General features: G+C 60.8%; 24 protein-coding genes and 1 tRNA gene. 12 read left to right on the plus strand and 13 right to left on the minus strand.

The window, feature by feature from the left end:
* Positions 1-70: 70 nt before the first annotated feature.
* A complete protein-coding gene (locus ACESSC_RS04285) occupies positions 71-712 on the plus strand; it encodes a GNAT family N-acetyltransferase (protein ID WP_316370015.1) in 642 nt (213 codons plus the stop codon).
* Positions 713-1,123: 411 nt separating this feature from the next.
* Here the strand turns inward: ACESSC_RS04285 and ACESSC_RS04290 are convergent, their stop codons facing one another.
* Positions 1,124-3,070 (minus strand): DUF2207 domain-containing protein, encoded by a 1,947-nt coding sequence (locus ACESSC_RS04290; RefSeq protein ID WP_195404405.1) that lies wholly within the window; start codon positions 3,068-3,070, stop codon positions 1,124-1,126.
* A gap of 509 nt (positions 3,071-3,579) precedes the next feature.
* On the opposite strand from ACESSC_RS04290, the gene gluQRS reads away from it, so the two are divergent.
* A complete protein-coding gene (gluQRS, locus tag ACESSC_RS04295; RefSeq protein ID WP_316370017.1) occupies positions 3,580-4,599 on the plus strand; it encodes a tRNA glutamyl-Q(34) synthetase GluQRS in 1,020 nt (339 codons plus the stop codon).
* 15 nt (positions 4,600-4,614) lie between these two features.
* Here the strand turns inward: gluQRS and ACESSC_RS04300 are convergent, their stop codons facing one another.
* Entirely contained in the window at positions 4,615-5,340 is a 726-nt protein-coding gene (locus tag ACESSC_RS04300; RefSeq protein ID WP_373161371.1) for a metallophosphoesterase, read from the minus strand.
* 85 nt (positions 5,341-5,425) lie between these two features.
* Positions 5,426-5,665, minus strand: coding sequence for a hypothetical protein (locus ACESSC_RS04305; RefSeq protein ID WP_373161374.1), 240 nt, complete (start codon positions 5,663-5,665; stop codon positions 5,426-5,428).
* Positions 5,666-6,216: 551 nt separating this feature from the next.
* Here ACESSC_RS04305 and ACESSC_RS04310 point away from each other — a divergent pair.
* Genes ACESSC_RS04310 through ACESSC_RS04320 form a run of 3 tightly spaced genes read left to right on the plus strand, consistent with a single transcriptional unit; the run spans position 6,217 to position 8,842 of the window.
* Positions 6,217-6,759, plus strand: a complete 543-nt coding sequence (locus tag ACESSC_RS04310) for a UBA domain-containing protein (protein ID WP_117629961.1) — start codon at positions 6,217-6,219, stop codon at positions 6,757-6,759.
* Positions 6,760-6,777: 18 nt separating this feature from the next.
* Complete coding sequence (locus ACESSC_RS04315; RefSeq protein ID WP_373161377.1) at positions 6,778-7,563, plus strand: response regulator transcription factor; 786 nt, start codon at positions 6,778-6,780, stop codon at positions 7,561-7,563.
* Entirely contained in the window at positions 7,547-8,842 is a 1,296-nt protein-coding gene (locus ACESSC_RS04320; protein WP_373161380.1) for a sensor histidine kinase, read from the plus strand. Before ACESSC_RS04315 ends, ACESSC_RS04320 begins: the two co-directional genes overlap by 17 nt.
* 272 nt (positions 8,843-9,114) lie before the next feature.
* Here ACESSC_RS04320 and ACESSC_RS04325 read toward each other — a convergent pair whose 3' ends face one another.
* Positions 9,115-9,489 carry a VOC family protein gene (locus ACESSC_RS04325; RefSeq protein WP_349107311.1) on the minus strand — a complete coding sequence of 125 codons (375 nt, stop codon included), beginning with the start codon at positions 9,487-9,489 and terminating at the stop codon, positions 9,115-9,117.
* An 11-nt stretch (positions 9,490-9,500) separates the two neighbouring features.
* The gene (locus ACESSC_RS04330) at positions 9,501-9,788 is read right to left on the minus strand and encodes a PTS sugar transporter subunit IIB (RefSeq protein WP_006235903.1); all 288 of its coding nucleotides are present in this window, start codon (positions 9,786-9,788) and stop codon (positions 9,501-9,503) included.
* 163 nt (positions 9,789-9,951) lie between these two features.
* On the opposite strand from ACESSC_RS04330, the gene ACESSC_RS04335 reads away from it, so the two are divergent.
* The 3 genes from ACESSC_RS04335 (at position 9,952) to ACESSC_RS04345 (ending at position 12,467) form a co-directional block, all read left to right on the plus strand.
* Positions 9,952-10,575 carry a hypothetical protein gene (locus ACESSC_RS04335; RefSeq protein WP_349107309.1) on the plus strand — a complete coding sequence of 208 codons (624 nt, stop codon included), beginning with the start codon at positions 9,952-9,954 and terminating at the stop codon, positions 10,573-10,575.
* Between the two features lie 31 nt (positions 10,576-10,606).
* Positions 10,607-10,691: transfer RNA gene (locus ACESSC_RS04340), tRNA-Leu, on the plus strand.
* Positions 10,692-11,165: 474 nt separating this feature from the next.
* Positions 11,166-12,467, plus strand: coding sequence for an ATP-binding protein (locus ACESSC_RS04345; RefSeq protein ID WP_373161384.1), 1,302 nt, complete (start codon positions 11,166-11,168; stop codon positions 12,465-12,467).
* Positions 12,468-12,608: 141 nt separating this feature from the next.
* On the opposite strand, the gene ACESSC_RS04350 is transcribed toward ACESSC_RS04345, so the two are convergent.
* The 6 genes from ACESSC_RS04350 to larC2 form a co-directional block, all read right to left on the minus strand.
* Entirely contained in the window at positions 12,609-13,613 is a 1,005-nt protein-coding gene (locus ACESSC_RS04350; RefSeq protein WP_373161387.1) for a Ppx/GppA phosphatase family protein, read from the minus strand.
* A gap of 20 nt (positions 13,614-13,633) precedes the next feature.
* Complete coding sequence (locus tag ACESSC_RS04355) at positions 13,634-14,395, minus strand: FtsB family cell division protein (protein WP_373161390.1); 762 nt, start codon at positions 14,393-14,395, stop codon at positions 13,634-13,636.
* A 196-nt stretch (positions 14,396-14,591) separates the two neighbouring features.
* Entirely contained in the window at positions 14,592-15,881 is a 1,290-nt protein-coding gene (eno, locus tag ACESSC_RS04360) for a phosphopyruvate hydratase (RefSeq protein WP_373161393.1), read from the minus strand.
* A gap of 189 nt (positions 15,882-16,070) precedes the next feature.
* A complete protein-coding gene (gene mazG, locus ACESSC_RS04365) occupies positions 16,071-16,931 on the minus strand; it encodes a nucleoside triphosphate pyrophosphohydrolase (protein ID WP_373161397.1) in 861 nt (286 codons plus the stop codon).
* 2 nt (positions 16,932-16,933) lie between these two features.
* The gene (gene yfcE, locus ACESSC_RS04370; RefSeq protein ID WP_373161399.1) at positions 16,934-17,482 is read right to left on the minus strand and encodes a phosphodiesterase; all 549 of its coding nucleotides are present in this window, start codon (positions 17,480-17,482) and stop codon (positions 16,934-16,936) included.
* Between the two features lie 97 nt (positions 17,483-17,579).
* Positions 17,580-18,065, minus strand: coding sequence for a nickel pincer cofactor biosynthesis protein LarC2 (gene larC2 / locus ACESSC_RS04375; protein ID WP_373161402.1), 486 nt, complete (start codon positions 18,063-18,065; stop codon positions 17,580-17,582).
* Between the two features lie 383 nt (positions 18,066-18,448).
* Here larC2 and ACESSC_RS04380 point away from each other — a divergent pair, with 383 nt between their 5' ends.
* Positions 18,449-18,892, plus strand: a complete 444-nt coding sequence (locus ACESSC_RS04380; RefSeq protein WP_373161405.1) for a 6TM ABC transporter family protein — start codon at positions 18,449-18,451, stop codon at positions 18,890-18,892.
* Between the two features lie 71 nt (positions 18,893-18,963).
* On the opposite strand, the gene tet(W) is transcribed toward ACESSC_RS04380, so the two are convergent.
* Complete coding sequence (tet(W), locus tag ACESSC_RS04385) at positions 18,964-20,883, minus strand: tetracycline resistance ribosomal protection protein Tet(W) (protein WP_373161408.1); 1,920 nt, start codon at positions 20,881-20,883, stop codon at positions 18,964-18,966.
* A gap of 643 nt (positions 20,884-21,526) precedes the next feature.
* On the opposite strand from tet(W), the gene ACESSC_RS04390 reads away from it, so the two are divergent.
* The 3 genes from ACESSC_RS04390 (at position 21,527) to ACESSC_RS04400 (ending at position 26,225) form a co-directional block, all read left to right on the plus strand.
* Complete coding sequence (locus ACESSC_RS04390; RefSeq protein ID WP_373161411.1) at positions 21,527-24,658, plus strand: thiol reductant ABC exporter subunit CydD/CydC; 3,132 nt, start codon at positions 21,527-21,529, stop codon at positions 24,656-24,658.
* Positions 24,658-25,077 carry a nitrous oxide-stimulated promoter family protein gene (locus ACESSC_RS04395; RefSeq protein ID WP_373161412.1) on the plus strand — a complete coding sequence of 140 codons (420 nt, stop codon included), beginning with the start codon at positions 24,658-24,660 and terminating at the stop codon, positions 25,075-25,077. Before ACESSC_RS04390 ends, ACESSC_RS04395 begins: the two co-directional genes overlap by 1 nt.
* A gap of 236 nt (positions 25,078-25,313) precedes the next feature.
* Positions 25,314-26,225, plus strand: coding sequence for a PHP domain-containing protein (locus tag ACESSC_RS04400; protein ID WP_373161415.1), 912 nt, complete (start codon positions 25,314-25,316; stop codon positions 26,223-26,225).
* Positions 26,226-26,254: 29 nt separating this feature from the next.
* Here ACESSC_RS04400 and hisE read toward each other — a convergent pair whose 3' ends face one another.
* Positions 26,255-26,572 carry a phosphoribosyl-ATP diphosphatase gene (hisE, locus tag ACESSC_RS04405; protein WP_117583614.1) on the minus strand — a complete coding sequence of 106 codons (318 nt, stop codon included), beginning with the start codon at positions 26,570-26,572 and terminating at the stop codon, positions 26,255-26,257.
* Between the last annotated feature and the right edge of the window lie 9 nt (positions 26,573-26,581).

The raw sequence follows: 26,581 nt of genomic DNA on the forward strand, positions 1-26,581 counted from the left end.
GCACCATAATTAGATGCCAATGGCGTGGTAGAACTGTGCTCGATATGTATCCGCAATAGAAAGAGGCACCATGGTCTCGCGGGTTCTCTACCGACCGTTTGATACCGAAGATTTCGACGCCATCGCACTGATTCTGCAGCAGCTTTGGCATAACAATTCGGATAACGATGAGTACAACCGCCTCGAGGCCGCGTGCGACCTCGCCTATTGCCTTTCGTCATCGACGTTTTCGCAGGTTGCCGTCATCGACGGTCAGGCGCGTGGCATTGCGCTCGCGCGTGCGGGACAGAGCTCCGGCGCCACCGTCAAGGAACATTGGATGGATACCGAGCGTACACTGCTGTCGCAGATGCGTGAGCTAGAACCCGAGTCGTGCGCCGAGTATCTCTCGTTTGTGCGCGCCACCATTCGAACCAACAACCGCCTGCTCGAGAAAAGCCCACTGCCGCATGACAATGAGGTCACGCTGCTCGCCGTCGACCCTGACGTCCACGGCCTGGGCGTGGGATCGGTGCTGCTCGACGCCGCAATCTCACATCTGTCCTCGTGCGGGGCGACCAGCGCACACCTGTATACCGATTCCAACTGCTCGTGGAAGTTCTACGAGCTGCACGGCTTTAAGCGCACGGCCACGCACCGCGCCAACCGCGAAGAGCGCCGTCACGACATGCCGCGTGAAAGCTTTCTCTACGAACTCGACCTAACAGCCTAGCCCAGGCAGCCACACCTAGTCATTTAAGTCTGTCCCCAATGAGTAGCCTTGGTGATCTGCAAATAGCTGTGGTCAAAAAACATCAAATATGAGTACTGTTACCTTTTTAGTAGCAGCGATTTGGGGCATTTTTGATGCTTGTAGGCATGACGACCAGCTGCACGAGCTGACGTAACTCCCCAAATGTTTAATAAAATGGGCTCCTAATGAGAAGTACTCTCATTAGGAGCCCATTATTATGTGCAAACATATGTGACCAACGCAGCAACAGTACTCATATTTGGCATTTTTTGTCCACTGCCCCTTGCGCGAAGGTCCTCAGCGGAAAGTTTGACCCGTTTCGATGCACAAAAAAGGGATGAATCTTCCCTGGCAACCGCCCAGAAAGATCCACCCCAAAGCAAGCGCTCACTAGAACGTTCCGCCGCCGCCTCCGCCGGCGCCGCCACCACCGCCGCCAGAGAAGCCGCCGCCGCTGCCGCCGCTCGAGCTATCGGAGCTCGAAGCCAGCTCGCGGATGGTCTCGTGGTACACATCGTTGAACGAATCGAGCGGGGACTCGTTGCCGTAGTGATGGTAATACCACCAGTAGCAGGGGTAGTTGTCGTAGAAATCGTCGCTGTTGCGCAGGTCCGCAGGCACGGCCTCGGCCAGCTGTCGCAGCACTTCTTTCGAAACGCCCAGGGCAACGCCCATCACCAGCAGCTTGTTCCACAGCACCAGATCGCCCGGGACGGCTTCCTTTAGGCGTGTGAAATCCTCGAGCCAATGCTTGAGCGCCTTGCAGCGAGCCGCCACCTCGGCGCCCTCCGGCGTGTAACGGCGGAAGGTGCAGCTCAGGACAAAGCCCACGATCGTAACGGGGATCGAGATCATAGCGGCACCGACGTTGGCGTCCGCAAAGTCGGTATAGAACAGAGAGCCCAGAATGCCAAAGACAATGATGATGCCGAGAACCAGGCCGGCCACCATCGCGATAGTGCCATCCGATGCAATAAGCTCGCGCGCCTCCAGCTTGCCCTTAACTGTGCTCTGATAGTCCTCGAGCTTGTCGCCAACAGATGTGGTGCGCTCGCTAGCGTACTCCTCCAGCTCGCTAAACGTGCGCGAACGGACTCCGTCCTTATCGGGCTTAACGCCGGCGAAGAAGACCTTGAGCACATCGCGATCGATGCCGTCCTTCTTGGCAGCCTTCCAGGCCTCGTCGGTCACTGTGATGCGATACGTCTGCTCCTCTTTTTCGCGACGGAGCAGACCCTTCTTCTTGGTCTCGGTCGCTTCTTCCAGCTTGATCACGCGGTCGTCGGTGAGCTTCATAAGCGTGGCGATATATGCCTGATCGGGCACGTCGTTCCAGCTCATAAGAGCTGCAAGCACCGCGGGATGGTCGGCCGAGGGCACATCGCGGAAGTACTCGTCCTGGAAGAGCGGCTTGGGCTTGGGCCTGCGCAGCTTAAGCATCACGATCACACCGGTATAGGCAACCGCCACGACAACACACACCACGGCAATCGCGCCGGCAACCGCACGCGCGTGCTCACGGCGAGCGTTGGCCTCGTCGGCCCATTCCTTCTCTTCGCTCAGAATCGTCGACATGCGCTTTTCGCCCGAGACGGCAAGCTGCGGCACCCAGTCGCTGGGGAAGGCGATGCGTGCCTCGGCGAATTCGCCCTCATGCACGCAGGGAATGGTATAGGTGACCATGGGCTCGTCCGCATCGAGCGACACGTCGCCCGTCAGTGGGCCGTGGCCCCATGCGCGGAAGTTATCGCCCTTGACGGCAGCCGTCCCGGCAGCGGCATTTGCAAAGTAGACTTCCATCTCGACGTCATCGGAATCCGCCGACCAGCCGTCGCCGACGAATTTCCAGTAGAGCTCGGCGGTATCGGCCCAGTTCATAACCGCACCGGTCATGGAATAACTCACGTAGTAGATTGCGCTGTCGCCGCTCTCGTGAGGGCTGAACACCTTAATCTTTACGCCGTCGTCGGACTGTTCCACCGTGTAAACGCCGTCGTCGCCTTTATTTGCGCTGTCGACCTTGTTAAACGCAGTGTCGTCTTCCTCGACGCTCAGCACATTGACGACCACCGAGCCGCCTTGCTGGTTAGAGCCTGTATTGATATCCCAATACACGCCGTTAATGTCATCGTCGAAATCGAACTGGCGTCCCTCGACAACGGTCAGCGAGCCATCGGCCTCGACCGTGGCACCGATGTAGGTTTGGCTCATGGAGTAGCCGTCGGCGTGCGCGGCGGCAGGCAGCAGCAACAACGCAAGCGCGACGAGTGCGCAGACGGAAGCGAACCGCGCAAACAGGCGGCGCTGCCGACAGGGCTGGGCAACGGGGGCGTTCATAGGCACATCCTTTGTCTGTGGTACCAACAGCGTTATTGTCCCACGTTTACGGGCGCACATGACGAGCATCTAGGCCAGCGGAGTATTAAACAGGACAAAAGTTACGCCCGCGGCCGGCACCTGGGGACGTTCCTTATCTGCCGGCAATCTGGGACACTCCTTGGCATAGCCCGCTCCGGCAATAGATACCACTTCATAGCTCCATCACAGGTGTAGCGGCTTTGTGTGGGCGCGGCGTGAGCCGATTAAGCCGGCGAGCGAGGGGCATAAAGCAGTTGAGCGAAAATGGTTTGCCCCTTTGCCGTTCGCTCGAGGATCATGTCCCCCTTTTCCGCGGAAACCCCGGCAGTTGCGAAGAGCTGCCGGGGTTTCTGTCGTTTGAGGGCTAGATTGATTGACGACGATTAAGGTGCCGAGCCGGTGGTCCGGCACGCGCAACGCGCGGCCGCGGCAACTTGCGAGCATCGACGACGCCTCCCCTCACCTCACCCCGCGCTATACTCGTCCGCATGGATATCAACGCATGCAACATAGCAACGCCCGCCGTGGCCACGTCGACGGCGACCAACAGCAAGCTCGTCCCCGCCCCCGCGCCTGTCGTGGGCCGTTTTGCCCCGTCACCCTCGGGCCGCATGCACCTGGGCAACGTGTTCAGCTGCCTGTGCGCGTGGCTTTCGGCCCGCAGCCAGGGCGGCAGCATCGTGTTACGCATTGAGGACCTGGACGATCGCTGCAAGCGCCCCGAACTTGCCGCTCAATTGATTGACGACCTGGCCTGGCTGGGGCTGGAGTGGGACGAAGGCCCCTACTATCAGCACGACCGCCTAGACCTGTACGAGAGCGCCTTGCGCCGGCTGAAAGACGCCGGCCTCACCTATCCCTGCTTTTGCACACGCGCCGAGCTCCACGCCGCGAGTGCACCGCACGCGAGCGACGGCACGCCCATCTACCGTGGCGCCTGCCGAAGTCTTTCGGCCGAGGAGGTGGCCCGCCGCAGCGCCCTGCGCGCCCCGGCCACACGTCTGCGCGTGCCCACCGTCGACGACCTCGCAGACGACGTGATCGAATTTGTGGATCGCACGTACGGCGCCCAATGCGAGGCGCTCGCCACCGAGTGCGGCGACTTTTTGGTCCGCCGCAGCGACGGCGTATTTGCCTATCAGCTAGCCGTGGTGGTCGACGACGCCGCCATGGGCGTCACCGAGGTCGTGCGCGGATGCGACCTGCTGGGGTCCACGCCGCGCCAGATCTATCTGCAGCACCTGTTGGGACTGCCCACGCCGCACTACGCACATATTCCGCTGCTCATGGCACCGGACGGCCGCCGCCTTTCCAAACGAGACCGCGATCTGGACCTGGGCGAACTCCGCGCCCGCTTTGGCACGCCCGAAGCGCTGCTGGGCTGGCTCGCCGGGCAAACGGGCATCGCGCCGGACACCACGCCGCGCTCTGCCGAGCGGCTGGTCGAGCACTTTAGCTGGGACGTCATCCGCGCGCACCGAGAGAACATCACTGTAACGGCCGAGTAGCCAAATACACCCCCCCTACGCAACATCCCAAGGCTGGAGTTCGTCGCCCAGGCGAACGATGCAGTCGTAGAGCACGGTATGGCGCTCGGCCGGGTTGGCATCACGATGAAAATGCCCGTAGTACCAGCGCTTGTAGTCCAAGCGATCTTCCAGCTCATCGAAAAACGCCGTAAGCCGATCAACGGCGGGGCAATTCCAGCCGGGCGCCGGATAAAGCGTGGGCGAAAGCATGCGCGTAGGGCAGGTGTGGGTGATCACGTAGTCGACCTTCCAGCCCACGCTGTCGAGCTTTGTCCGCGCCTCCTCAAAGTTGCGCTCGTCCGGCAGCTCCTGCGGCCACCAGCTGGAATACGGAATGCGGTATTCCTTGTCCACGCTCGTGGCGCCGCCCATGATAAAGACCGTTGAGCCGTCGAGTTCAAAAACCTCGCCGCGCGTCAGGCGCCGTATGGGCGAGGTGTCCGACAGGCGCTGTGTCAGTCCGCCGTGCCACAACTCCATGGGTCGCTCCGCCCAGTGGTCGAAACGTTCGTGGTTGCCGTCGACGAACAGCACGGTATAGGGGCGCGACTCCAGCCAAGCGATGTCGGCGCACTCCTCGGCAGAGAAATCCCACGGAAAGCCAAAGTCGCCGGCAATGATGAGATAGTCGTCGCTCGTCAGGCTTTCCCCAAGATCCCAATCGCGCAGCTTTTGCATGTCGAGGCCGCCGTGAATATCGCCCGTCACATAGACCGTCATCGGATTACCACTTCCCTGTAAGTCGCTAGCCCACATTCTGCACGATCACTAAGCCAACCGTTCCAGCCCTTCCATCCTTTAGGACCTACCCCTCGCTCTTCCATCCACACGGGTCAAGCACCCAAAAAACCAGATCGAGCACGCCGCTGGTCATCATGGCACCGGCAAGGGCCATGCAAACATGCAGAGAACTGGCACTTCGGAGCACGTCAAATGGTCCCAGAACAGCCAGCAGCGCGACCGCCACGCCGGCCGCGCACAGCACAAGACACGGCCCTGCGTCCTTGACGCACTTCTTTGCAAGGTGCTTGGTGTTGCCACTCATCAATATCGAACTCCTTAGAGGGTCGTTTTTTTCAGATGCATGCCGCCGCGACGGAGCATGGCGGCAGGGTAAGTGTCACATATCGTGCGGACATCAATGGAGAAACCGCCTGCTCGACCAACCCTTGACGCCGTTTTGCATCGGTACCCCATCCCCCGCTATCGGGCTCTATTACTTTTTCCGCGAAGTGAGCGTCTGTTTTTGGACCCCTGGAGCATCCGCATTTTTCAACGGCATAAACGCAGGATTCTGGCATCAAAACCGCAGAGAACGGCGCCCTCAAAGTGTCAATGCTTCGGGGGTCCGATTTTGCTCGTTCACTTCTCGGGAAAAGTATTAGACCTCGCCGCCAACCATAAAGAATAATCCCCTTCCACACACCCAAAAACTCATCCAACATTAATCTTGGCTCAAGAATCGCTTAATCTATAACCTGCACTATAGAGTTCGACCAAGGGCGGGGCGGCACCGCGCAACGCAGGCCGCCGAACGCAACGCTCGCGCCCGAGCAGATCGCCTGGCGTCGCGCCCATCGAACGAAAGGACAGGTCATGGACGACCTCGAAAAAGTTGAAACCATCCGCACCAAGTGCAACGTGAGCTACACCGACGCCAAGGCAGCGCTCGACGCCGCCGACGGCAACGTTCTGGATGCCATCATTTGGCTCGAGTCGCAGGGCAAGACCCAGACCACGTCGGCGCATGCCGCCACCGAGTCCGCGCCAGTCGATGAGCCCTCTGCCGAGATGGTCGCCGCGCAGGCAGCCTACGAAAAGTCGAGCGAAAAGACCGACTTCTCCAAGAAGATGGACAGCGCGTGGGAGTACCTCAAAAAGCTCTTCCGCCTGAGTCTGGACACCAAGTTTATCGCCACGCGCCGCGATGCGATCATCCTCAACATCCCCATCCTGATTCCCATCGTCGCGCTGTTTGCCTGGGGCGCCACGATATGGCTGATGCTGATTGGCCTGTTCTTTGGCATGCGCTACCGCATCGACAGCGACGGCGACGTGCCCGGCAGCATCAACAACCTTATGGATAGCGCTGCTAACGCTGCGGACGACATCAAGCAAAATCTCAACGACGACAAGTAATCGCAGACGGGGGCACGCATGGCACGGATCCTGATCGTAGAGGACGAGGAGAAAATCGCCCGCTTTGTGACGCTCGAGCTGGAGCACGAAGGCTACCAGGTGGAACACGCCGCCGATGGCCGCACTGCCGTGGACCTGGCGCTGGAGCGCGACTACGATCTGATTCTGCTCGACGTACTGTTGCCGCAGCTCAACGGCATGGAGGTCTTGCGACGTGTCCGCAAGCACAAGGATGTGCCGGTGATTATGGTCACCGCGCGCGATGCCGTGATGGACAAGGTGGCCGGGCTCGATGCCGGCGCCGACGATTACCTGACCAAGCCATTTGCGATTGAGGAGCTGTTCGCACGGATCCGCGTGGCACTGAAGCGCTCGGAGGCCGTGCGGGCGGCTTCGGGCGTTGGCGGCGCCGGGGCCGGGGCGGGCGTAGCGAGCGGCACGGCCGCCGGTATCGCCACAATGTCCCCGGCAACCGACACGGCCCAGTCCGCTGCCACGCCCTCCCCCGCCGCGCTCGCCGTGGGTTCGGTCGCGCTCGATCCCGACCGCCGCGAAGTCACGGTCGGCGGCTCGCCCATCGCGCTCACGGCCCGCGAGTTCGACGTCCTCGCCCTGCTTATGACGCATGCCGAAACCGTGCTCACGCGCGAGCGCATCGCGCGTGAGGCGCTGGGCTACGAATACGTGGGCGACACCAACAACGTCGACGTGCACATTGCGCACCTGCGCGCCAAGATCGAAGACGCCGGCAGCGCCCGCATCATCCAGACCGTGCGCGGGGTGGGCTATGTCTGCCGCGCGTAACACCGAGGCCAAGCGCGTCACCTCCATCGCCCGCGCCATCAACTGGGGCTATATGTGGCGCCGCTTGATGAGCTACGTCTGGCTCGATCTGCTGCTGATGGTGATTGCGGCGGCGATCCTCGTCTATGGATACAACCAGACGCTGCCCGACAGCGCGTTTACCGCAGGCTGGATTCCCGGCGCCACCGTTCACGGCATGTCGCTGACGCCAGCACGCGGCTGGGACCTGACAACGCTCACCTATACCGTCGAGTTTGCGCGTACCACCAAGACCTTCCCCCTCGCGCAGGACCTCATCGCGCTATGGCCTCTCTACCTTGTCGTTGTGGGTTGTCAGGTCATCAGCGTGCTCAACATGCTCGGCGGCGCCCGCCGCGTGCGCCGCACTATGGCGCCGCTCAACGACCTGGCCCTGCGCGTTGACGAGCTCGGCCGCATGCAGCTCGCCGGCGGCAAGATGGAAACGCTCGAGCAGGCCATCGAGCGCGCAAGCGTCGACTCGCCGAGCGTCACCACCGGCGACGCCGATCTGGCGAGTATCGAGGTCGCGCTCAACCGCCTGCTGCGCCAGATGCAAGAGGCCAAGCTGCAGCAGATGCGCTTTGTCAACGATGCAAGCCACGAGCTGCGCACGCCCATCGCGGTGATTCAGGGCTACGTAAACATGCTCGACCGCTGGGGGAAAGACGACCCGGACGTGCTGGCGGAATCCATCGCATCCCTCAAGGCCGAAAGCAAGCACATGCAGGAACTCGTGGAACAGCTGCTGTTTTTGGCACGCGGCGATGCCGGGCGCACGGTCCTGCGGCGCGCGAATACCAACCTGGCCGCACTGGTCGGCGAGGTATGCGAGGAATCGCAGATGATCGATACCGAGCACACGTATCGACTGGAGTACGACGCCGCGCTTGCCAGCGACCCGCGCTGCGACGCGCCCGTTGACGTGGCGCTCGCGAAGCAGGCTCTGCGCGTGATCGTGCAAAACGCCGCCAAGTATTCGGACGCAGGCACGACCGTCACATTTGGTATAACGCCCGATGCGGGCATGGGCACGATCGACATAAGTGTTGAGGACGAGGGTATCGGTATGAACCAGGAATCCGCAGCTCACGCGTTTGAACGGTTCTACCGAGCCGATAACGCACGCGATGCCGGCGCGCAGGGCTCGGGCCTGGGGCTCGCCATTGCCAAGTGGATTGTCGATAGCCATGGCGGCGTCATTGGCGTGACCTCGGTCGAGGGCGTCGGCAGCCGCTTTACGATTCGCCTGCCGCGGTAGGGGCACCCGCGCGAATCAAGGTCTAATACTTTTCCGAGAAGTGAACGCCTGTTTTTGGACCCCCGAACCATCCGCATTTTTTGGCCGCAAAATCGCAGGAAACGGCATCCTCAAAGTGTCGATGCTTCAGGGGTCCAATTCTGCTCGTTCACTTCTCGGAAAAATATTAGACCTGGATTTTATGGCCCTTTCAGAAGGTCGTCCCCTCGGCATAAAAAAGGGATAGGGCCAGGCGGCTCTATCCCTTTTTGCTAGCTATAGCAGCTTGTGCGCTACTCGCGGCACAGGTGCACGGCGAAGCCGGCGAACTCGCGCTTAAAGTACACGAGCTTGGTGCCGCCGTCGGGCAGCAGCACGCGCGACTCCTCGTTGACCTCGAGCCCGCGCTCGGCAAACCACTTCTCGGCCGCATCGATGTCATTGACGGCAAAGCCAATGTGGCCCTTGGCGCCACGACCGTTCTGCTTCATGATCTCGACCAGCGAATCGTTAAAGTACGAAACGGGGGTCTCGATGACGGGCAGGCCCATCATCGTCGAGAACAGCTCCGCGATCTCCAAGGCGTCTGCCGGATCGGCAGCGTTAATGCCCACATGGGCAACGCGAATGCCAAAGAGCTCAACCGGATTGGCGTTCTGCTCACTCATACAGCCAGCGCCTACTGAGCCATAACGTCGAGGACGGCCTTCTCGGCAGCGACGCGGTTCATGCCGGTCATGAAGGGCACGCCACTCACGTATGGGCAGGTGAGGCCCTCGGGGGCAACGGTGGTGGCGATCAGCAGGTCGGCGCCCTCGTCGCAGTAGTCCTTGGCCTCGGAGATGGCGCACTGCACGATCTCGTACTTGTCGGCGTAACCGTTGGCGTCGAGCAAGGTGGCGACCTTCTGGGCAACGAGCGTGGAAGTAGCAGCGCCAGCACCGCAAGCCAAAACGATTTTCTTCATAGGTAATGTCTCCCTTCATGGTTTACTTTAGGTAAGTGTACCGCAGCGAGCGATAGCACTCGGCCTCGATGAGCTTTTATGCCAGTTTGCTTGCGCGCTGCGTATAATACATCCAGTACGTGTTGTCATACCGCTCGCTTTATGAGTGACTAAGGACCCTAATATGCCCGATTCCCGCACACTCTGGACCGCCGTCGTTATCATCTGCATCGCCGTGTCGGTGTTCTTTAGCGTCAAAAAACGCACCACGTTTAAGCGCCTGCAGCAGTTGATGGCCGCCAAACAGTGGGACGAGTTCGATCGTTTGCTCGACGGCAAGCTCACCAGCATGCTGTACCCGCGCTACAACCGCGACTACCTGCGCCTGAACTCTTATCTGCTGCGCGAGGACCACGAGCGCGCCGATGAGATGTTCGATTTGCTGCTGGGGCTCAATCTGCCCAAGATGCAGCGCGTCGACCTGGTGATCAAAGCCTTTAACTACTACGTTGGCCAGGAGGACCGCAAAAAGTCCAAGGAGCTTCTGCACGAGATCAAGGGCTTTGAGGGGGGTCAGGCCGAGGCGGTCGCACACGAGTGTCAGCTGATGTACGACACGATGATCCTCAAACGCCACAACGACATTCCCGAACTGGAGCGCATGCTCAAGGATGCCGGCGATGACCCGGTCAAGCGCTGCCGCCTGGAGTACCTGTTGGCCCTGCAGTACCAAAACAAGGGCGACGAGGCAAAGTTCCAAGAGTTCCTGGAGAAGTCGGGCCAACACTCGATGGCCGTCAACGCGTAACGGACGGCTTGTGCTAGACTTCTAGTCTTACGGGGGCGTGGCGGAATTGGCATACGCAGGAGACTTAAAATCTCTCGCCGCAAGGATTGTGGGTTCGAGTCCCACCGCCCCTACCATATGGATTTTTCGAGCCCGTGTCCCCCAGGGATGCGGGCTCGTTTCTTTCGGACGCCGGTGGGGCTCGAACCCGCGAGGGGGCGAGCGTCAAGCGGACGCGCAGCGTCCGCAGCGAGCCGGCGAGGGCGCCGGCAGGCGGCCGAAGCCGGTGCGGATTTGCGCAGCAAATACGCAGACGTCCCACCGCCCCTACCATTTGGCTTTTACGAGCCCGTGTCTCTTTGGGATGCGGGCTCGTTTCTTTTGGATGCCGATACAGATGGTGAGTTGCGGTGGAATAGTTCTTGTTTATGCTGTTTACCAGCCTATTTAAGAACTATTTCACCGCAGCTTAGGTTGATACTCCCACATTTTTCGATGGAAGAACGTGGTTGTCTCGCACATTTTTCGATGGAAAAACGTGGTTGTCTCGCACATTTTCCAAGAGAAACGCGCATATGGCCTTATACTAGCCGAGAGGGTTGGGAGGCAATATGCAACGACAGCTTATGAGTGAACTTATCGCTTGGAAATCAAGGGCGAATCGCAAACCTCTCTTGCTTAAGGGAGCCCGCCAGACAGGAAAGACGTGGCTTCTTAACAAATTCGCAAGCCAGCAGTATCGAAACGTCATTCGTTTTGACTTTATGCTCGAGCCGAGCGCACGTTCGCTGTTCGATGGGGACCTCGACCCCAAGCGCATCATCTCCCAGATAGAACTCCTAAGTGGCCAAACCATAACGCCGGCAGACACGCTCATCATCTTCGACGAGATCCAAGAGGCGCCACACGGGATCACCTCGCTCAAGTACTTCAACGAACTTGCACCCGAATACCACATCGTAGCAGCCGGCTCCTATATGGGCCTCGCGCTCCGACGCGAAAACGAGTCATTTCCCGTCGGCAAAATCGACCAGCTCACCATGCGTCCCATGGGGTTTGCCGAGTTCGTTCGTGCCGTCGACGGCAACCCGCTCGCCGACGCCATCCTTGCCGCAGACATGAACCTTCTAGCAAACGTTACCGAAAAGCTCGAGCACTTGCTCAAGGAATACCTTGTTGTCGGTGGTATGCCCGAAGTTGTCTCCGCTTTCGCCGAGACACGCGACTTCATCGAAGCCCGAAGGCTTCAGCAGCAAATCATCGAGGCTTACGAATCCGATTTTGGCAAACATGCACCCGCCCGCATCGTCGAGCGCATGAGGTTGGTTTGGAAATCCCTTCCCGGCCAGCTTGCCAAGGAGAACAAGAAGTTTGTCTATGGCGCCCTTCGCCCCGGAGCGCGCGCACGCGATTTTGAGGAAAGCCTCCAGTGGCTCGCGGACTACGGAATCGTTCATAAGGTTCCGCGCGTTTCTGCCCTCAGAGCACCGCTCTCGAGCTATGAGGATCTCTCGGGCTTCAAGCTGTTTTGCATTGACACCGGCATCCTTGGAGCGCTCTCCAGCCTCCCCCCGACCATCGTCCTAAACGGATCCGCTGTTTTCACTGAGTTTAAGGGCTCGCTCACCGAGCAATATGTCGCACAGGAACTCTTGTTGCAAGGCAAAAGTCCTGCGTACTGGTCCTCTACCTCCGGCAATGCCGAAACCGACTTTGCCATCGACCATGCGGGAACCGTGCTTCCGCTTGAGGTCAAGGCGGCGGAGAACCTCAAAGCAAAGAGCCTGAAAATAGCCTGCGAAAAATTCAAGCTCATGCGTTGTGTGAGGACCTCCCTGGCGGCATATAGAGATGAGGGCATGCTCGTCAATATTCCGCTTTGGGAGATTGGGCAAATCAACAAGCTGGCATAGGCGCTGTGGGGACGCCCCGCAAGGACTGTCCCCAGGTGCCGGCAGAAAAGGAACGTCCCTAAGTGCCGGCTGTTGAGTTGCGGTGGAATAGGGACTGTTTGGGGACCGAAAGGGCGATTTTAGTCCGTATTTCACCGCAACTTATTGGAGGGTACTCAGGCTCGGAGTCCAGGTGATGGTGGGTAGCTCGCCGTCGAGAACTTCGTTGATAGTGGCAGCCATGCCAGCAAGCAAACTGTTCTCGCTTACGGTAAGCGTGTCGTAGCCGCCGGCTCGCATAAGCTCGCGAATCACCACGGCACCAGCCAAGATCACGCCCGCGCGCTTGGGCTGCACGCCCGGCAACGCGGCAATGCCCGCAACATCCAACGCGGACATACGCTCGATGGCAGCCGAAACCTGCTCCATCGAAAGCTCGCGCAGGTGCACAAAGCTCGAATCGTACGGTTCCAGCTCGTGGACCAGCGCCACGAGCGTGGTAACGGTGCCACCCACCGCGACCAGGCGCTCGGCACGCTCAAAATTGCTCGGCAGGCCCTCAAAATAGGCAGCGAACTGCTCGCCCGCCCAGCCGGCAGCGGCAGTAAGCTCGCCGTCCGCAGGCGGCAACGCGGAGAAAAAGCGCTCCGTCACGCGGCGACAACCGATGTCCAGCGAGCGCGTTCCCTCCAGCGCAAAGACGCCGCGCTCCGGCGCGTACACGCCAGTCGCGAGCTCCGTGGATCCGCCGCCCGAATCGGCAACAATGATGCGCTCGCCGGCAAAGTCGTGCGCCACGCCGAAAAACGTCAGGCGCGCCTCGACCTCGCCCGGAATCACCTGTGGCTCAAGCCCCAGATCGCGCAGGCCGTCCAGCAGCAGCGCGGCATTGGACGCATCGCGCGCGGCACTCGTGCAGGTGGTGCAGACGCACACGGCCCCAAAGGCACGGGCCTCGTCCACAAACATGTGACACGCAGCGAGCACACGCTCGACAGCCGCCTCGCAAAAGCGGCCCGTCGCGTCGACGCCCTCGCCCAGATCGGTAATCTCGGTATGCTTGGACGATTCCACAATCGCTCCGCCCTCGACCTGGGCCAACACCAGTCGCGACGACACCGTTCCCAGGTCGATCGCGGCCACCTTATAGCGTTTGCAATTTGTCATTGCGGGCTCCCCTCCGGGCGCTATTTGCCGTTGGACACGACCGTTTGACCCTCGACGCCGTTAAACCCAAACAGCATGTCGAGCGCCTGGATGTACCACGGCGCGTCCTTGCCGACTTCTTCGATTTCCTTGGCCACTTCGCTGGCCTTCTTGGCGTTTGAGGACTTTTTGCTCGACGACGAGTCCGAATCGTCGTCCAAGCCTAGCACGTCAATCTTCTTCTCGCCGGGCATCACCAGGCCCAGGTCCTCGGACGCCGCGTCCTTGATACCCTCCTCCGAGAGCAGCTTGTCGACGCTTTTTTGCAGCTCATCATTGTATTGCTGGCGAATCTCGACCTGCTTGGCCAAGATATCGCTCGAACGCTTTGCCACGTACAGATCGCGCACGGGGAAATACAGGCTCACGAGCACCAGCGCCACCACGATACCGATAAACAGCGGACGCAGAGGGCCATGCGTAAAGTCATAGATCGCCTTGACCACCGCGTTGTCGTTGGCGTAATGCATAAAGTCCGAGCCCGAAAGACGGTTCGAGGGCCTACTCGATTTGTCGTGTGCCTGAGTCGAGGGACGCGACGCATGCGACGAACGTGCCGGGCGCACCGGTCCATCTGCCAAGGTATTTGATTGAGCATTGGAGCGCGAGGTACTTGTCGGGCGCTGCGTGGAGCGGTCGGCGCCGGCATAGGCGGACCCACCAAGCTGCACCGTGCGCGCACGGCGAGGCGACGGCTCGCGCGAACCGGCGGAATAGTACCTGTTGTCGTAAATCTGATCCATGTGCGCCTTGTGCGGTTGAGGTTTGCTTGCGCTAAGTCCTTTAGTTATAGCACGAGCGCCCGCACCGCCTTCGCCAGCCTTTGCTCGACATAAAAAAGGCGCTGAGCCATATGGCCCAGCGCCCGACAGAACTCTGTAGCGTCTAGCTGGAGCGGGGCGAAGCCGAGTCCATCCCCTCCCCACCAGGCTCGTCTATCTAGCGAATGTTGTAGAACGCAGCCTTGCCGGCGTAGTGCGCGCTGCCATCGAGCTCGTCCTCGATGCGGATGAGCTGGTTGTACTTGGCGATACGGTCGCTGCGGCACGGGGCGCCCGACTTGATCTGGCCGGCATTGACGCCCACGACCAGGTCGGCGATCGTGGAATCCTCGGTCTCGCCGGAGCGGTGACTCACGATGCAGGCGTAACCGGCCTCCTTGGCGGTCTCGATGGCCTCGAGCGACTCGGTGAGCGTACCGATCTGGTTGACCTTGACCAGGATCGCGTTGGCGGCACCCAGCTCGATGCCCTTCTTGAGGCGCTCGGTGTTGGTGACGAACAGGTCGTCGCCCACCAGCTGCACCTTGTTGCCAATGCGGCGGGTAAGCTCAACCCAACCGTCCCAGTCCTCCTCGGCCATGCCGTCCTCGATGGAAATGATGGGATAGGTGTCGACGAGCTTCTCCCAGTAATCAACCATCTGGGCGCTCGTGTACTCCACGCCCTCGCCCTTGAGCTCGTACATGCCGGTCTCGGCGTTGTAGAACTCGGTCGAGGCCGGATCCATGGCGTACATGAAGTCGACGCCGGGCTTAAAGCCAGCCTTCTCGACGGCCTTGGTAATGTACTCGAACGGCTCGGCATTGGTCTTGAGGTTGGGCGCAAAGCCGCCCTCGTCGCCCACGCCGCCGCCCAGGCCCGCCTCGTGCAGCACGCCCTTGAGGGTGTGGTAGACCTCGGCGCACCAACGCAGGCCCTCGGCAAAGCTCGGGGCGCCCACCGGCATGATCATGAACTCCTGGAAGTCGACGTTATTGTCGGCATGCACGCCGCCGTTGAGGATGTTCATCATGGGCGTGGGCAGCAGATGGGCGTTGACGCCGCCCAGGTACTGGTACAGCGACAGGCCCGCCGACTCGGCAGCGGCGCGGGCGACGGCCAGCGACACGCCCAGAATGGCGTTGGCGCCGAGATTGGTCTTGTTGGGGGTACCGTCCGCGGCAATCAGCGCGGCATCGACGGCACGCTGGTCGAAGGCGTCGAGGCCCACGACGGCGTTAGCGCACTCGTTATTGACGTGCTCGACGGCCTGCGAAACGCCCTTGCCCAGGTAGCGGCCCTTGTCGCCGTCGCGCAGCTCGCATGCCTCAAAGGCGCCGGTCGAAGCGCCCGAAGGCACCATTGCGCGGCCGAAGCTGCCGTCCTCGAGCACGACCTCGACCTCGACAGTGGGATTGCCGCGGCTGTCGAGCACCTCGCGACCGTAGACGTCCAAAATATCACTCATGCTGTCTCCCTCTCACTTGGAAACGTAGTGGATGCAAGCGACCGGCTGACCGTGCACCGTCGGTGTGCCTCCGTAAGTTAGCCATGTCGCACTTTTTGCATTATGCCCTAAGTTAGCCGAGGGATACACTTGTTTTTCGAAAAACTTAGCGGGAACGATGAGGCGTGTCAGCCCGTCGCCCCCGCAGTCTTACTCCTCTGCCTTTGCGGCATCCCAGAGGTCATTGAGGCCGTGGGTCGAAAGCTCGGCCAGATCCACGTGGGCGTCGGCCGCCATCTGCTCCATCGCGGCCCAGCGGCGGCGGAACTTTGCCGTGCTGGCACGCAGGGCGCTCTCGGCGTCGATTCCCTCCTTGCGCGCAACGTTGACCAGGGCAAAGAGCAGGTCGCCAAACTCCATCTCGCGCTCGGGCGAGCCGGGAGCCTCGACCTCAAACTCGGCACGCTCCTCGGCGACCTCGTCCCACACGTCCTGGACCGTCTCCCACTCAAAGCCCACGGCAGCCGCCTTGCGCGATACCTTCTGAGCCTGCATGAGCGCCGGCAGATGCGTGGGCACGCCGTCGAGCAGGCCCTCGGGCGCTGGGTCGCCTGCCGTCACGGCCTTGTCCTTGGCGGCCTTCTCGGCAAGCTTGACCTCGTCCCAAATCTTGAGCACCTCGTCGGAGCTTTCGGCATCCACATCGCCAAACACGTGCGGATGGCGCCGGATGAGCTTGGCGTCGATATCGCGCGCCACGTCGACCAGCGTAAACTCGCCGGCGTCCGCCGCGATCTGCGCATGCAGCACGACCTGCATGAGCACATCTCCCAGCTCCTCGCGAAGGTGCGCCGTGTCATCGGCCTCGATGCAATCGAGCGCCTCGTAGGCCTCCTCGATCATGTTCTTGCCAATGCTGCGGTGCGTCTGCTCGCGGTCCCACGGGCAGCCGTCGGGCTGACGCAGGCGCCAAATAGTCTGCACCAGATGCTGGAGCTCGGCCGACGCATCTACCAACGTCGACAGGTCGCGCGAACCCTCGGCATTTTGCTGAGCCATATGCTCGGACATGGTTACTCCTCCTCCAGGATCACGTGGCGAAACGCGCCGTCCTCGTAGATACCGTAGCTGTGCGTGCCGTCTTTGGGAATGCTCACGCTGCCGGGGTTGAAGAGCCACAGGCCCGGGTGCGCCTCGCTCGCTTCGTTGACCTTAATGTGCGTATGGCCATAGACGAGCGCGGAGCCCTCGGGCAGCGCGGGCGCGTGGTCGACGCTGTTGTGCATGCCGGCGCCAAAGACGTGGCCGTGCGTCAGGAACAGCTCGCGGCCGGCCTCGTCAAACAGGGTGGCGTAGTCGGCCATGACGGGAAAATCGAGCACCATCTGGTCGACCTCGGCGTCGCAGTTGCCGCGCACCGCGATGATGCGGTCGGCCAGGGCGTTGAGCAGCGGAATCACGCGCTTGGGAGCGTAGTCGCGCGGCAGGTCGTTGCGCGGGCCGTGGTAGAGCAGATCGCCCAGCAGCACGATGCGGTCGGGCTGCTCGGACTCGATGGCAGCGACGAGGCGCTCGCACCAGTATGCCGAGCCGTGGATGTCGGAGGCGATGAGGTATTTCATGGGGGGGTCCTTTCGGGACGATGTTGATGGGGTTGGGGCCAAGGCGTCACTCGAGCGCGATGCTGATGGGGTTGGCGCGACGCGTCACTTGGCCGTGCTACTCAAATCGCAGCGCAGCGCTCTGGGCCGCCTGCATCACGCGCTGGAGCGGCACGTTGTGCTCACGGGCAAGACGGGCGCAGTCCTCGTACTCGGGTGCGGCGCGTTCGCTGCCGTCGGGCAGCGTCGCCACCTTAACGGATACCTCGCCCCAAGGCGTCGTGACCTGCTCAAAGCGGCGCGGCAGGCAAACGCGCTCCATAATCTGGCGTCGGATGCCGTTGGTCGTGGTCTCCAAAAAGATGATCGTCTGCAGGCGCTCGATATCCTCATGCGAGCAGATTACCTGCAGCTGCCAGCCGGGGCGGCCTTTTTTGCAGTAGAGGGGTAGCCAGTGCACCTCGCGCGCACCCGCCTCGCGCAGGCGTTCGGCGGCGTAGGCGAGCACCTCGGGCGATGCGTCGTCGATGTCGCACTCCAGCTTGACGATGGTCTCGGGCGCATCGGTCTCGCGGGACAGCGGAGATGTACTTCCACGTTGCATACGGTCCGAATCCTTTCCGCGCGGGCTCGTTTTGTTCACTCAAACGCTAGCACATCGGACGTGGCGCAGGCGTGACTTTCGTCCGTCGCCGCCCTCGCCCCTATCTAAACGTGTACGTCAGCCTCCAAACATGTCATTTTTTGTCGGTTTTGAAGGCTGACGTACACGTTTTGGAGCGGGGTCGCACACGATCAGAATTGCGCCCGCACTCCGTTCACCACAGAGTTCGCCGCACTCAACAATTTTGAACTTTCTACGCAGTTCATCGGCTAAAAATTACCATCGGCATACTTACTCGCTGCACGATGTTACTCTAGTTGCATTTGGCTAACTAAACGGCTGCCGAGAACCCCGCCCGGCACCGTTGCGGTATAGGAGGTTTCATGTTCGAGAAGCGGCTCTTCTCCCTGGTTCCGCAGGCAACGCCCTATATTGTGGCGAGCGTCCTGTTTAAATGGATCGCGCTGATGGCAAACATCACGGTGATGTGGGCCCTTGCACGCATTCTGAGCGGCATCGTCACGGACGGCCTTTCCGCCGCGCTCGCCGTCGATGCCCTCGCACAGGCGGCCCTGCCGCTCGCCGCCGCTATCATCGTGCGCGCCGCCGCCATCTATCTGGCGCAGCGCTCCGGCGACAAGGCCGCCTTCGAGGCCGTCCGTCGCGTGCGCTCGCTCGTCTACGACAAGCTCACCGCGCTGGGCCCGTCCTATACCGAGACCGTCCCCACCGCCGAGGCCGTCCAGACCAGCGTCGAGGGCGCCACGCAACTCCAGGTGTACTTTGGTGGCTACCTGCCGCAACTCTTGCTTTTTTGCTTCCATTAAATCTTCCTTACTATATTCCATTGTTACCCTCCATAACTTCTGATTGTTGCCGTCTTGACGATTATGTATCTTTACATTACCTTCTGAAACATATGGCGCACCTTGTCCAGGCGGCTGTTTGGACGGCGGGGCTGGATGACCGGCTGACCGACAGCGGCCTGATATCCTTTCAGCTCTGTAAGGCATACGCTCCGCCCGTTGGTGTAAAAGGCCAGATCAGTACGGTATGCCTGTATACAGCGGGCGGGAATCTCGCCAGTAAAGACAACTTCATCCTTTTTTACCTGGGCCGTTTCGATGGTGGCACAGTATTTCGGTGCATCATGATAAGCCCTGGAAAGGTATTCCCGGGGCGCATAGAGGATGAAGGAGAGATAAGGTTCCAGCAGCTGCGTCCCCGATTCCTTCAATGCCTGTTCCAATACAATCGGGGCCAATGAGCGGAAGTCCGCCGGCGTGCTGACCGGACTGTAATAAAGCCCGTATTCAAAGCAAATCTTACAGTCCGTTACGTTCCAGCCGAACAAGCCCTGCTCCAGCCCGTAACGGATACCATCCCTGACAGCGTTTTGAAAACTCTGGTTCAAGTATCCCAGCGAAACCCGGCTCTCGTATTGTACACCGGAGCCAAGCGAGAGTGGTGTAACAGACAGTCCTATGGATGCCCAAAACGGGTTGGGCGGCACCTCGATATGGATGGTGTGGCTGGCTGCTTTGAGCGGCCGCTCCATATAAATGACGGAGGGTTCCTTTACCACTGTTTCAAGCTTGTATTTTTCCGACAGCAAAGCGGAAACAACCTCCAACTGCACCCGGCCCAAAAAAGAAAGAATGATCTCATGGGTGATGGAATCCACTTCGCAACGCAAAAGCGGGTCAGTATCCGCAAGTTGCGTAAGAGCGTCCAGCAGCCGTTCTCTTTGCGCTGCCGTTTTCGGCGCAATCGACGTCCGCAGCATGGGGAGGGGGTCCTCACGCCACCTTTTACGAGGGAGCCGGGTTGGGTCCCCTAATACATCGTTTAACCTCACGCTGTCGCTGGGAAGGATAACAATTTCACCCGGATAAGCGGTGTCTGTCCGAACAATTTCCCCTTTGGATGGAATACGCATCTCTGTGATTTTCAGCTTTTCTCTCCCGGCCAGAGCCACCGTATCCCGCAGGCGCAGCGTTCCGCTGTATAGCCGCAAATAGATGAGCCGCTGGCCACAATCTGTATACTCCACCTTGAAAACGCTGCCGCATAGGGCGTCGCTCCCCTGTTCCCCAATCGGTTGGAACAGCCCTGTCACCGCATCCATCAACGGTTGAATGCCAAGGCCCTTTTTGGCGCTGCCATGATAGACCGGGAACAGGGAGGCGTCTTGAACCCGCCGCTGTTCCTCCTGCGCAAGTTCTTCCCGGCTGATTGGTTCTCCTGCGATATACTTTTCCAATAATTCATCGTTATTTTCGATGACCGCATCCCATGCTTCTATGTCGGTATTTTCCTCCAGGACTATTTCCGGGGACAGCGACACCGTCTGCTTGATGATAATATCGGCGGAGAGCTTATCCCGAACAGACTGATACACGCCCTGCAAATCAACGCCAGCCTGGTCGATCTTATTGATAAAGATAACGGTGGGAATGTCCATTTTCCGCAGGGCATGGAACAGAATACGGGTCTGGGCCTGCACACCATCTTTAGCGGAGATCACCAAGATGGCCCCATCTAAAACAGCCAAAGAGCGGTACACCTCCGCCAAAAAATCCATGTGGCCGGGCGTATCCACAATGTTGACTTTACATCTGTGCCACTGGAAGGAAGTGACTGCCGCTTGAATGGTAATCCCACGCTGCCGCTCCAAAAGCATGGTGTCCGTCCTCGTTGTCCCTTTTTCGACGCTCCCCGGTTCTGAAATGGCTCCGCTGGCATATAGCAGGCTCTCCGTCAAGGTTGTCTTTCCAGCGTCTACATGGGCAAGAATCCCGATATTGATAATGTTCATGTCTATCCTCCATACAAGGCCCAAATGGGCGCAAAAATCCCCAGCGGCTAATACTTTTACCGCTGGGGATCATGACTTCGGACAAACAGAAGTATGACGGCTTACATGAGCCGCTGTCCGTCACGATATTTACTAAAAAGGCAAAAGTATTCTTAAATTGGGTACAAAAACTAAGCCCCTGCAAGGGGCAATCATTTTTGCGCCCATTATCAAATTTTATTTAAGAATACCTTGCCGCATATTTTTTACTCCTTTTCTGGATTAAATCATTGTATCACATCAGTTTTAGGAAAGCAAGTACCTAAAAGAAATTTTTCTTCCCCTTATATGTAACAATCATACCGGCTTCCTAGCGTTCAGAATGTTTTCTGCTGTCTGCTGTGGTGTTTGGTTGGAATTGTCCAACCAAAAGCCGATCCGTGGTGTTGTCTGCATTTTACTAAATACAAATTCAATGTATACAGAAAGATATAAGGAGTGGGAGGGATTCCGCCGTAGTTGGCATTGTAGGAAAATCCAAAAGTTTAGATTTTCCCACAATGCTTATCTTTTGGTCTTTGGTTCGGAATAGTGTAGTGCTGGCGGTCTATCTCTTGTTTTCGGTTGCTTGCTTCCTTACCGTACATGAGCATTCTTTGCCGGCTTGGCACCAATCACGCTGTTTGTACTGCTCGTGGGCCAAGCGGGACTTCCCGCCGCGCTGCTGCTCGCGTGCGTTCCGGCCATCCCCATCTCCATCATGATGGTCATGCGCAACGCCAAAAAGATCGGTGCCGAGTACTGGGGTAGCTATGTCGATCTGGGCGGCATGTTCCTGGAGGCCGTGCAGGGTCTCACCACCCTTAAGGTCTACCAGGCCGATCGCAGCTGGCACGAGCGCATCAACGCCGAGTCCGAGCGTTTCCGCACGGCGACCATGCGCCTGCTGGTGATGCAGCTGCGCTCCATTTGCGTTATGGACCTGGTCGTCTATATGGGCGCCGCGCTCGGCATTATCGTAGCCGCGCTGCAGCTCGCCACGGGCAAGATCGGCTTTGAGGCCGCCTTCCTCATCGTCTTTCTGTCGCAGGAGTTCTTTTTGCCCATGCGCCGCCTGGGATCGCTGTTCCACACGGCCATGAACGGCATGGCCGCCTCGCGCCGCATGTTTGGCATTTTGGATACGCCCGAGCCCGAGCGCGGCGATGTTGAGCTTGACGGTCGCGGCGATATCGAGCTCGCGGGCGTGAGCTATGCATACGGCGACCGCACGGTGCTGGACAGCGCCAGCGCGACCATTGCGCACGGCTCGCTCGTGGCACTCGTGGGCGAAAGCGGCGGCGGCAAGTCCACGCTCGCGGGGATTATCGCGGGCCGCAAGGGTGCCTACCGTGGCAGCGTTCGCATTGGCGGCGTCGAGTTGCGCGATGCCACGGCCGCCTCGCTCATGCGCGCCGTCACGCTGGTGCCCACCAACGGTTACCTGTTTGCCGGCACCCTGCGCGACAACCTGCTGCTCGCCCAGCCCAACGCCACCGACGCCGAGCTTTTGCGCGCGCTCGACCGCACGCGCGTGGCGGCCTTTGTGCGGGCCAACGGCGGGCTCGACATGGTGATTAACGAGGGCGGCACCAACCTTTCGGGCGGCCAGCGCCAGCGCGTGTGCATGGCCCGCGCCCTGCTGCACGACTCGCCGATCTATGTGTTTGACGAGGCTACGAGCAACGTCGATGCCGCAAGCGAGGCCGCGATCGGCGAGGTCATCGCGTCGCTCGCCGGCGAGCACACCGTAATCGTGGTGGCACATCGCCTGTCGACAATCGTGGACGCCGACCAGATTCTGGTGCTGGAGCGTGGCCGTATTGCCGAGCACGGGACTCACGGCGAGCTCTTGGCCGCCGCGGGCGCCTATGCGCGCATGTGGAACAGCCAGGAGCAGCTCTCGGCATATGCGTATGCAGAGGGTGATGCCGAGGATGCCGGCGCGGTTGAGGCTGTTGACGGCAGCGCCGCCTGCACCGATAGCTTCAACGGTGCTGGCTCGTCTTCCGCTGCCGCGGCGCCTGACTCCGGCCGCGCCCGTCGCTCGGCGCCGTCCATCATGTGGCGCATGATGGGGCTCGTCCGACCGCTTGCCGGCTGGCTTGTACTAGCCGTCGCGCTGGGCAACATTGGCATGCTCACCGCCGCGTTCGTGCCGGCCTTTGGCGCCCTCGGCCTTATGGCCGCGCTGGGCCGCAACGCCTTGGGGCTTGGTCTTATCGCAGCATGCGCGGCCTGCGCCGCCTGCGGCATCGCACGCGGGCCGCTCCACTACGGCGAGCAGCTCTGCAACCATTACATCGCATTCCGTCTGCTCGCACACATTCGCGACCTGGTGTTTGGCGCCCTGCGCCAGCTCGCCCCCGCCAAGCTCGAGGGCCGCGGCAAGGGCGAGCTCGTGAGCCTGGTCACCTCGGATATCGAGCTGCTCGAGGTCTTCTACGCGCACACCATCTCCCCCATTGCCATCGCCCTGGTCTGCACCGTTGTGTTTGAGGGCTTTTTGCTGGCTGTGAGCCCCGAGCTCGCGGGCATCGCGCTCGTGGCCTACGCGGTCCTGGGCGTGCTGCTGCCCCTGGCCTCGGCCAAGGCATGCGGCACCACCGGCCGCCAGAGCCGCGAGGGCGCCGGTAAGCTGGGCGCCTTTGTGCTCGACAGTCTGCGCGGCGCGTCCGAGACTATCCAGTTTGCCGGTGGCGCCGATCGCAGCCGTGCCCTGGGCAAGCTGACCGAGCAAGTCGGCGCCGTGGACGCGCGCCTCAAGCGCCGCCAGGCGGCCAGCGAGGCCGTAGCCGATGCGCTTATTCTTGCGGCCAATCTGGTAATGCTCGGGCGTGCGCTGCAGCTGGTGTCTGCGGGAACGATTGATTTTGCCGCAGCGTTTGTCGCCGTCTTTACCTTTGTGTCGTCGTTTGGCTCGGTGATGGCCGTGAGCCGCCTGGGCGCCTCACTGCAAGAGACGCTCGCCTCGGGCGCACGCGTGCTCGATTTGCTCGACGAGCAGCCCCAGTGCGCCGAGGTCGCGGATGGACAGGACGTTGAGTTTGCCGGCGCCGCAGCCGAGCATGTCAGCTTTAGCTATGCGGGCAGCGTGGACGCGGGCGGTGCGGGCGCCACAGAGCAGGTCGCGAACGACGCCGCTGCGAGTCTCATCCTCGACGACGTGACTTGCACCTTTGCGCCCGGCACCATGACCTGCATCATGGGGCGCTCGGGCTCGGGCAAGTCGACGCTGCTTAAGTTGCTCATGCGTTTTTGGGACCCCGCAGCCGGCACCATCACGGTGAGCAGCGTCGATGCCCGCCGGATCAACACGGCGAGCCTGCGCGACAACGAGGCCTACATGACGCAGGATACGCATCTGTTCTGCGGCACCGTACGCGAGAACCTGCTGGTCGCGCGCTCCGGTGCCTCCGATGCTGAGCTGCTCGACGCTTGCCGCTCCGCCTCACTCACCACGCTCATCGACCGTCTGCCGCAGGGACTCGACACGTCCGTTGCCGAGCTGGGCGACTCGCTTTCGGGCGGCGAGCGCCAGCGCATCGGCCTTGCGCGCATCTTCCTCAACGACGCACCCTTCATCTTGCTCGACGAACCCACCAGCGCGCTCGATGCTCTCAACGAGGCGTCCGTGATGCAGGCAATCGACGAGCTCAAGCGCCGCGGCAAGACCATTGTGCTCGTGAGCCACCGTGCCAGCACCTGCGCGTTTGCCGATTTCTCGCTTTCGGTCGAGCACGGGAGGCTGAGCTAATGGCGCGCCCAGTCGACACACCGGAGCTAGCACGCAAACGTGAGCGTGAGGCCCAAATGGTGTCGCAGATGATTGCGCTGTGGTGCCGCGGGCATCATGGCGGCGGGCATGTGGTCGAACAGGCTGGCGACGATGAGTCCGTGCGCGTGAAACTCGGCCTTCGAACCATTACGCTCTGCCCCGAATGCGCCGAGCTGCAGAAATACGCCATCGCGCGCATTGAGCACTGCCCGCACATGGGCACCAAGACATTTTGCTCGGCATGTCCTTCGCATTGTTACCGGCCTGCCATGCGCGAGAAGATCCGCGAGGTTATGCGTTGGTTGGGACCGCGTATGATCCGCTATCGCCCCATCACCGCCGTGAGACACGCGATGGTAACAGTGCAGGCCAAACGCGCGGCGGCACGAAGCAAGTAGTCGCCGGCGCCGGCACGCGCCGCCCCGCCCCGCCCCTCGCCTCAAACGTGTACGTCAGCCTCCAAACATGTCATTTTTTGCAGCTTTTGGAGGCTGACGTACACGTTTTGAGAGCAAACGAGGCCGCACCGCGCACCGCGCAGCCTTTCCGATCGATTTCGACCCCCGGCGTGCCCGGCGTGTTGAGGGCTGCGCCATTACAATGGAGCGGATTCACCAAATGCAAAGGAGTCGCCATGCCCGCCTGCCCGCTGGTCGATTGCCACACCCATACTTCGTTTTCGGACGGCCATGCCTCGTTTGAGGACAACGTCCGCGCCGCTGCTGCGGCCGGCTGCCGCGTCATGGTCTCGACTGACCACCTCACCCTGCCCGCCAGCATGGACGCCAACTGCGAAGTGCAAGTTGTCGAGGGCGACCTGACGGCGCATCGCCTGGCATTTGAGGACGCCCGCAAGCTCGCCGCGCAAATCGCGCCGGAGCTCGCCTTTATCTACGGTTTTGAATGCGATTGGTACGAGGGCTGCGAGCCCTTGGTGGAGCGCTGGTCCGATGGCGCCGTGGTGCGTCTGGGCAGTGTGCACTGGATTGGCGATCCGGGCGATATCATGGCCGGCGCTGCGGGCACGGCGGGAACGAAGGACGTCGCTCGCCCCGATGCACCCGATTCGCTCTGCGGCTGGATCGACGACGATACCAACCTGCATGTTTGGGAAAACCTGGGGGTACACGGCGTGTGGGAGCGCTATGTCGACGACTGGTGCCGCGCCTGCGAAAGCTCACTCAGCTTTGACGTGATGGCCCACCCCGACCTGGTCATGCGCTTTTCGAAGGAAGGCTTTGCGCCCGACTTTGACCCGGTACCGTTTTGGGAGCAGATGGCCGAATGCGCCCACGATACGGGTCGCCGTGTCGAGGTCTCGACAGCCGCACCGCGCAAGGAGCTCGACGATTACTACCCCGCGACCGGCCTTTTGCGTCGCTTCGCCCACGCCGAGGTGCCGATTACTTTTGGCTCGGACGCACACCGCGCCTGCGACATCTGCTGGAATATCCGCGAGGCCCAGACCCACGCCTACGACTGCGGCTACCGAACCTTCGATATCCCCCACCCCACCGGCGAATGGGAATCCACGCCCCTCGCCTAAGACTAGCCGTTAGGGACGTTCTTAAACGACTAGTGGCGGCGGGCGTTGAGCTCGCCGGCCAGTTCGTCGAGGGTGATGCCGTAGCGCTCGAGCGTCACGAGCAAGTGGTAGATCAGGTCGCCGGCCTCGTAGCGGATGTGATCGTGATCGTTATCCTTGCAGGCCATGATCACCTCGCTCGCCTCCTCGGCAAGCTTCTTGAGCAGCTCGTCCTCGACATCGGTCAGCAGGCGGGCGGTATAGCTCTCCTGTGGCGACGCATCGCGACGACCGTGAATCACCTCGGCCAGTCCCGTCAGCGTCTCGCCGATGTTTCCCGGCTGCACGTTAGCTGTTCTGACTCCCATGGTCATTTC

The sequence above is a fragment of the Collinsella aerofaciens genome (genome assembly GCF_964243765.1).
GTDB lineage: Bacteria > Actinomycetota > Coriobacteriia > Coriobacteriales > Coriobacteriaceae > Collinsella > Collinsella aerofaciens_BU.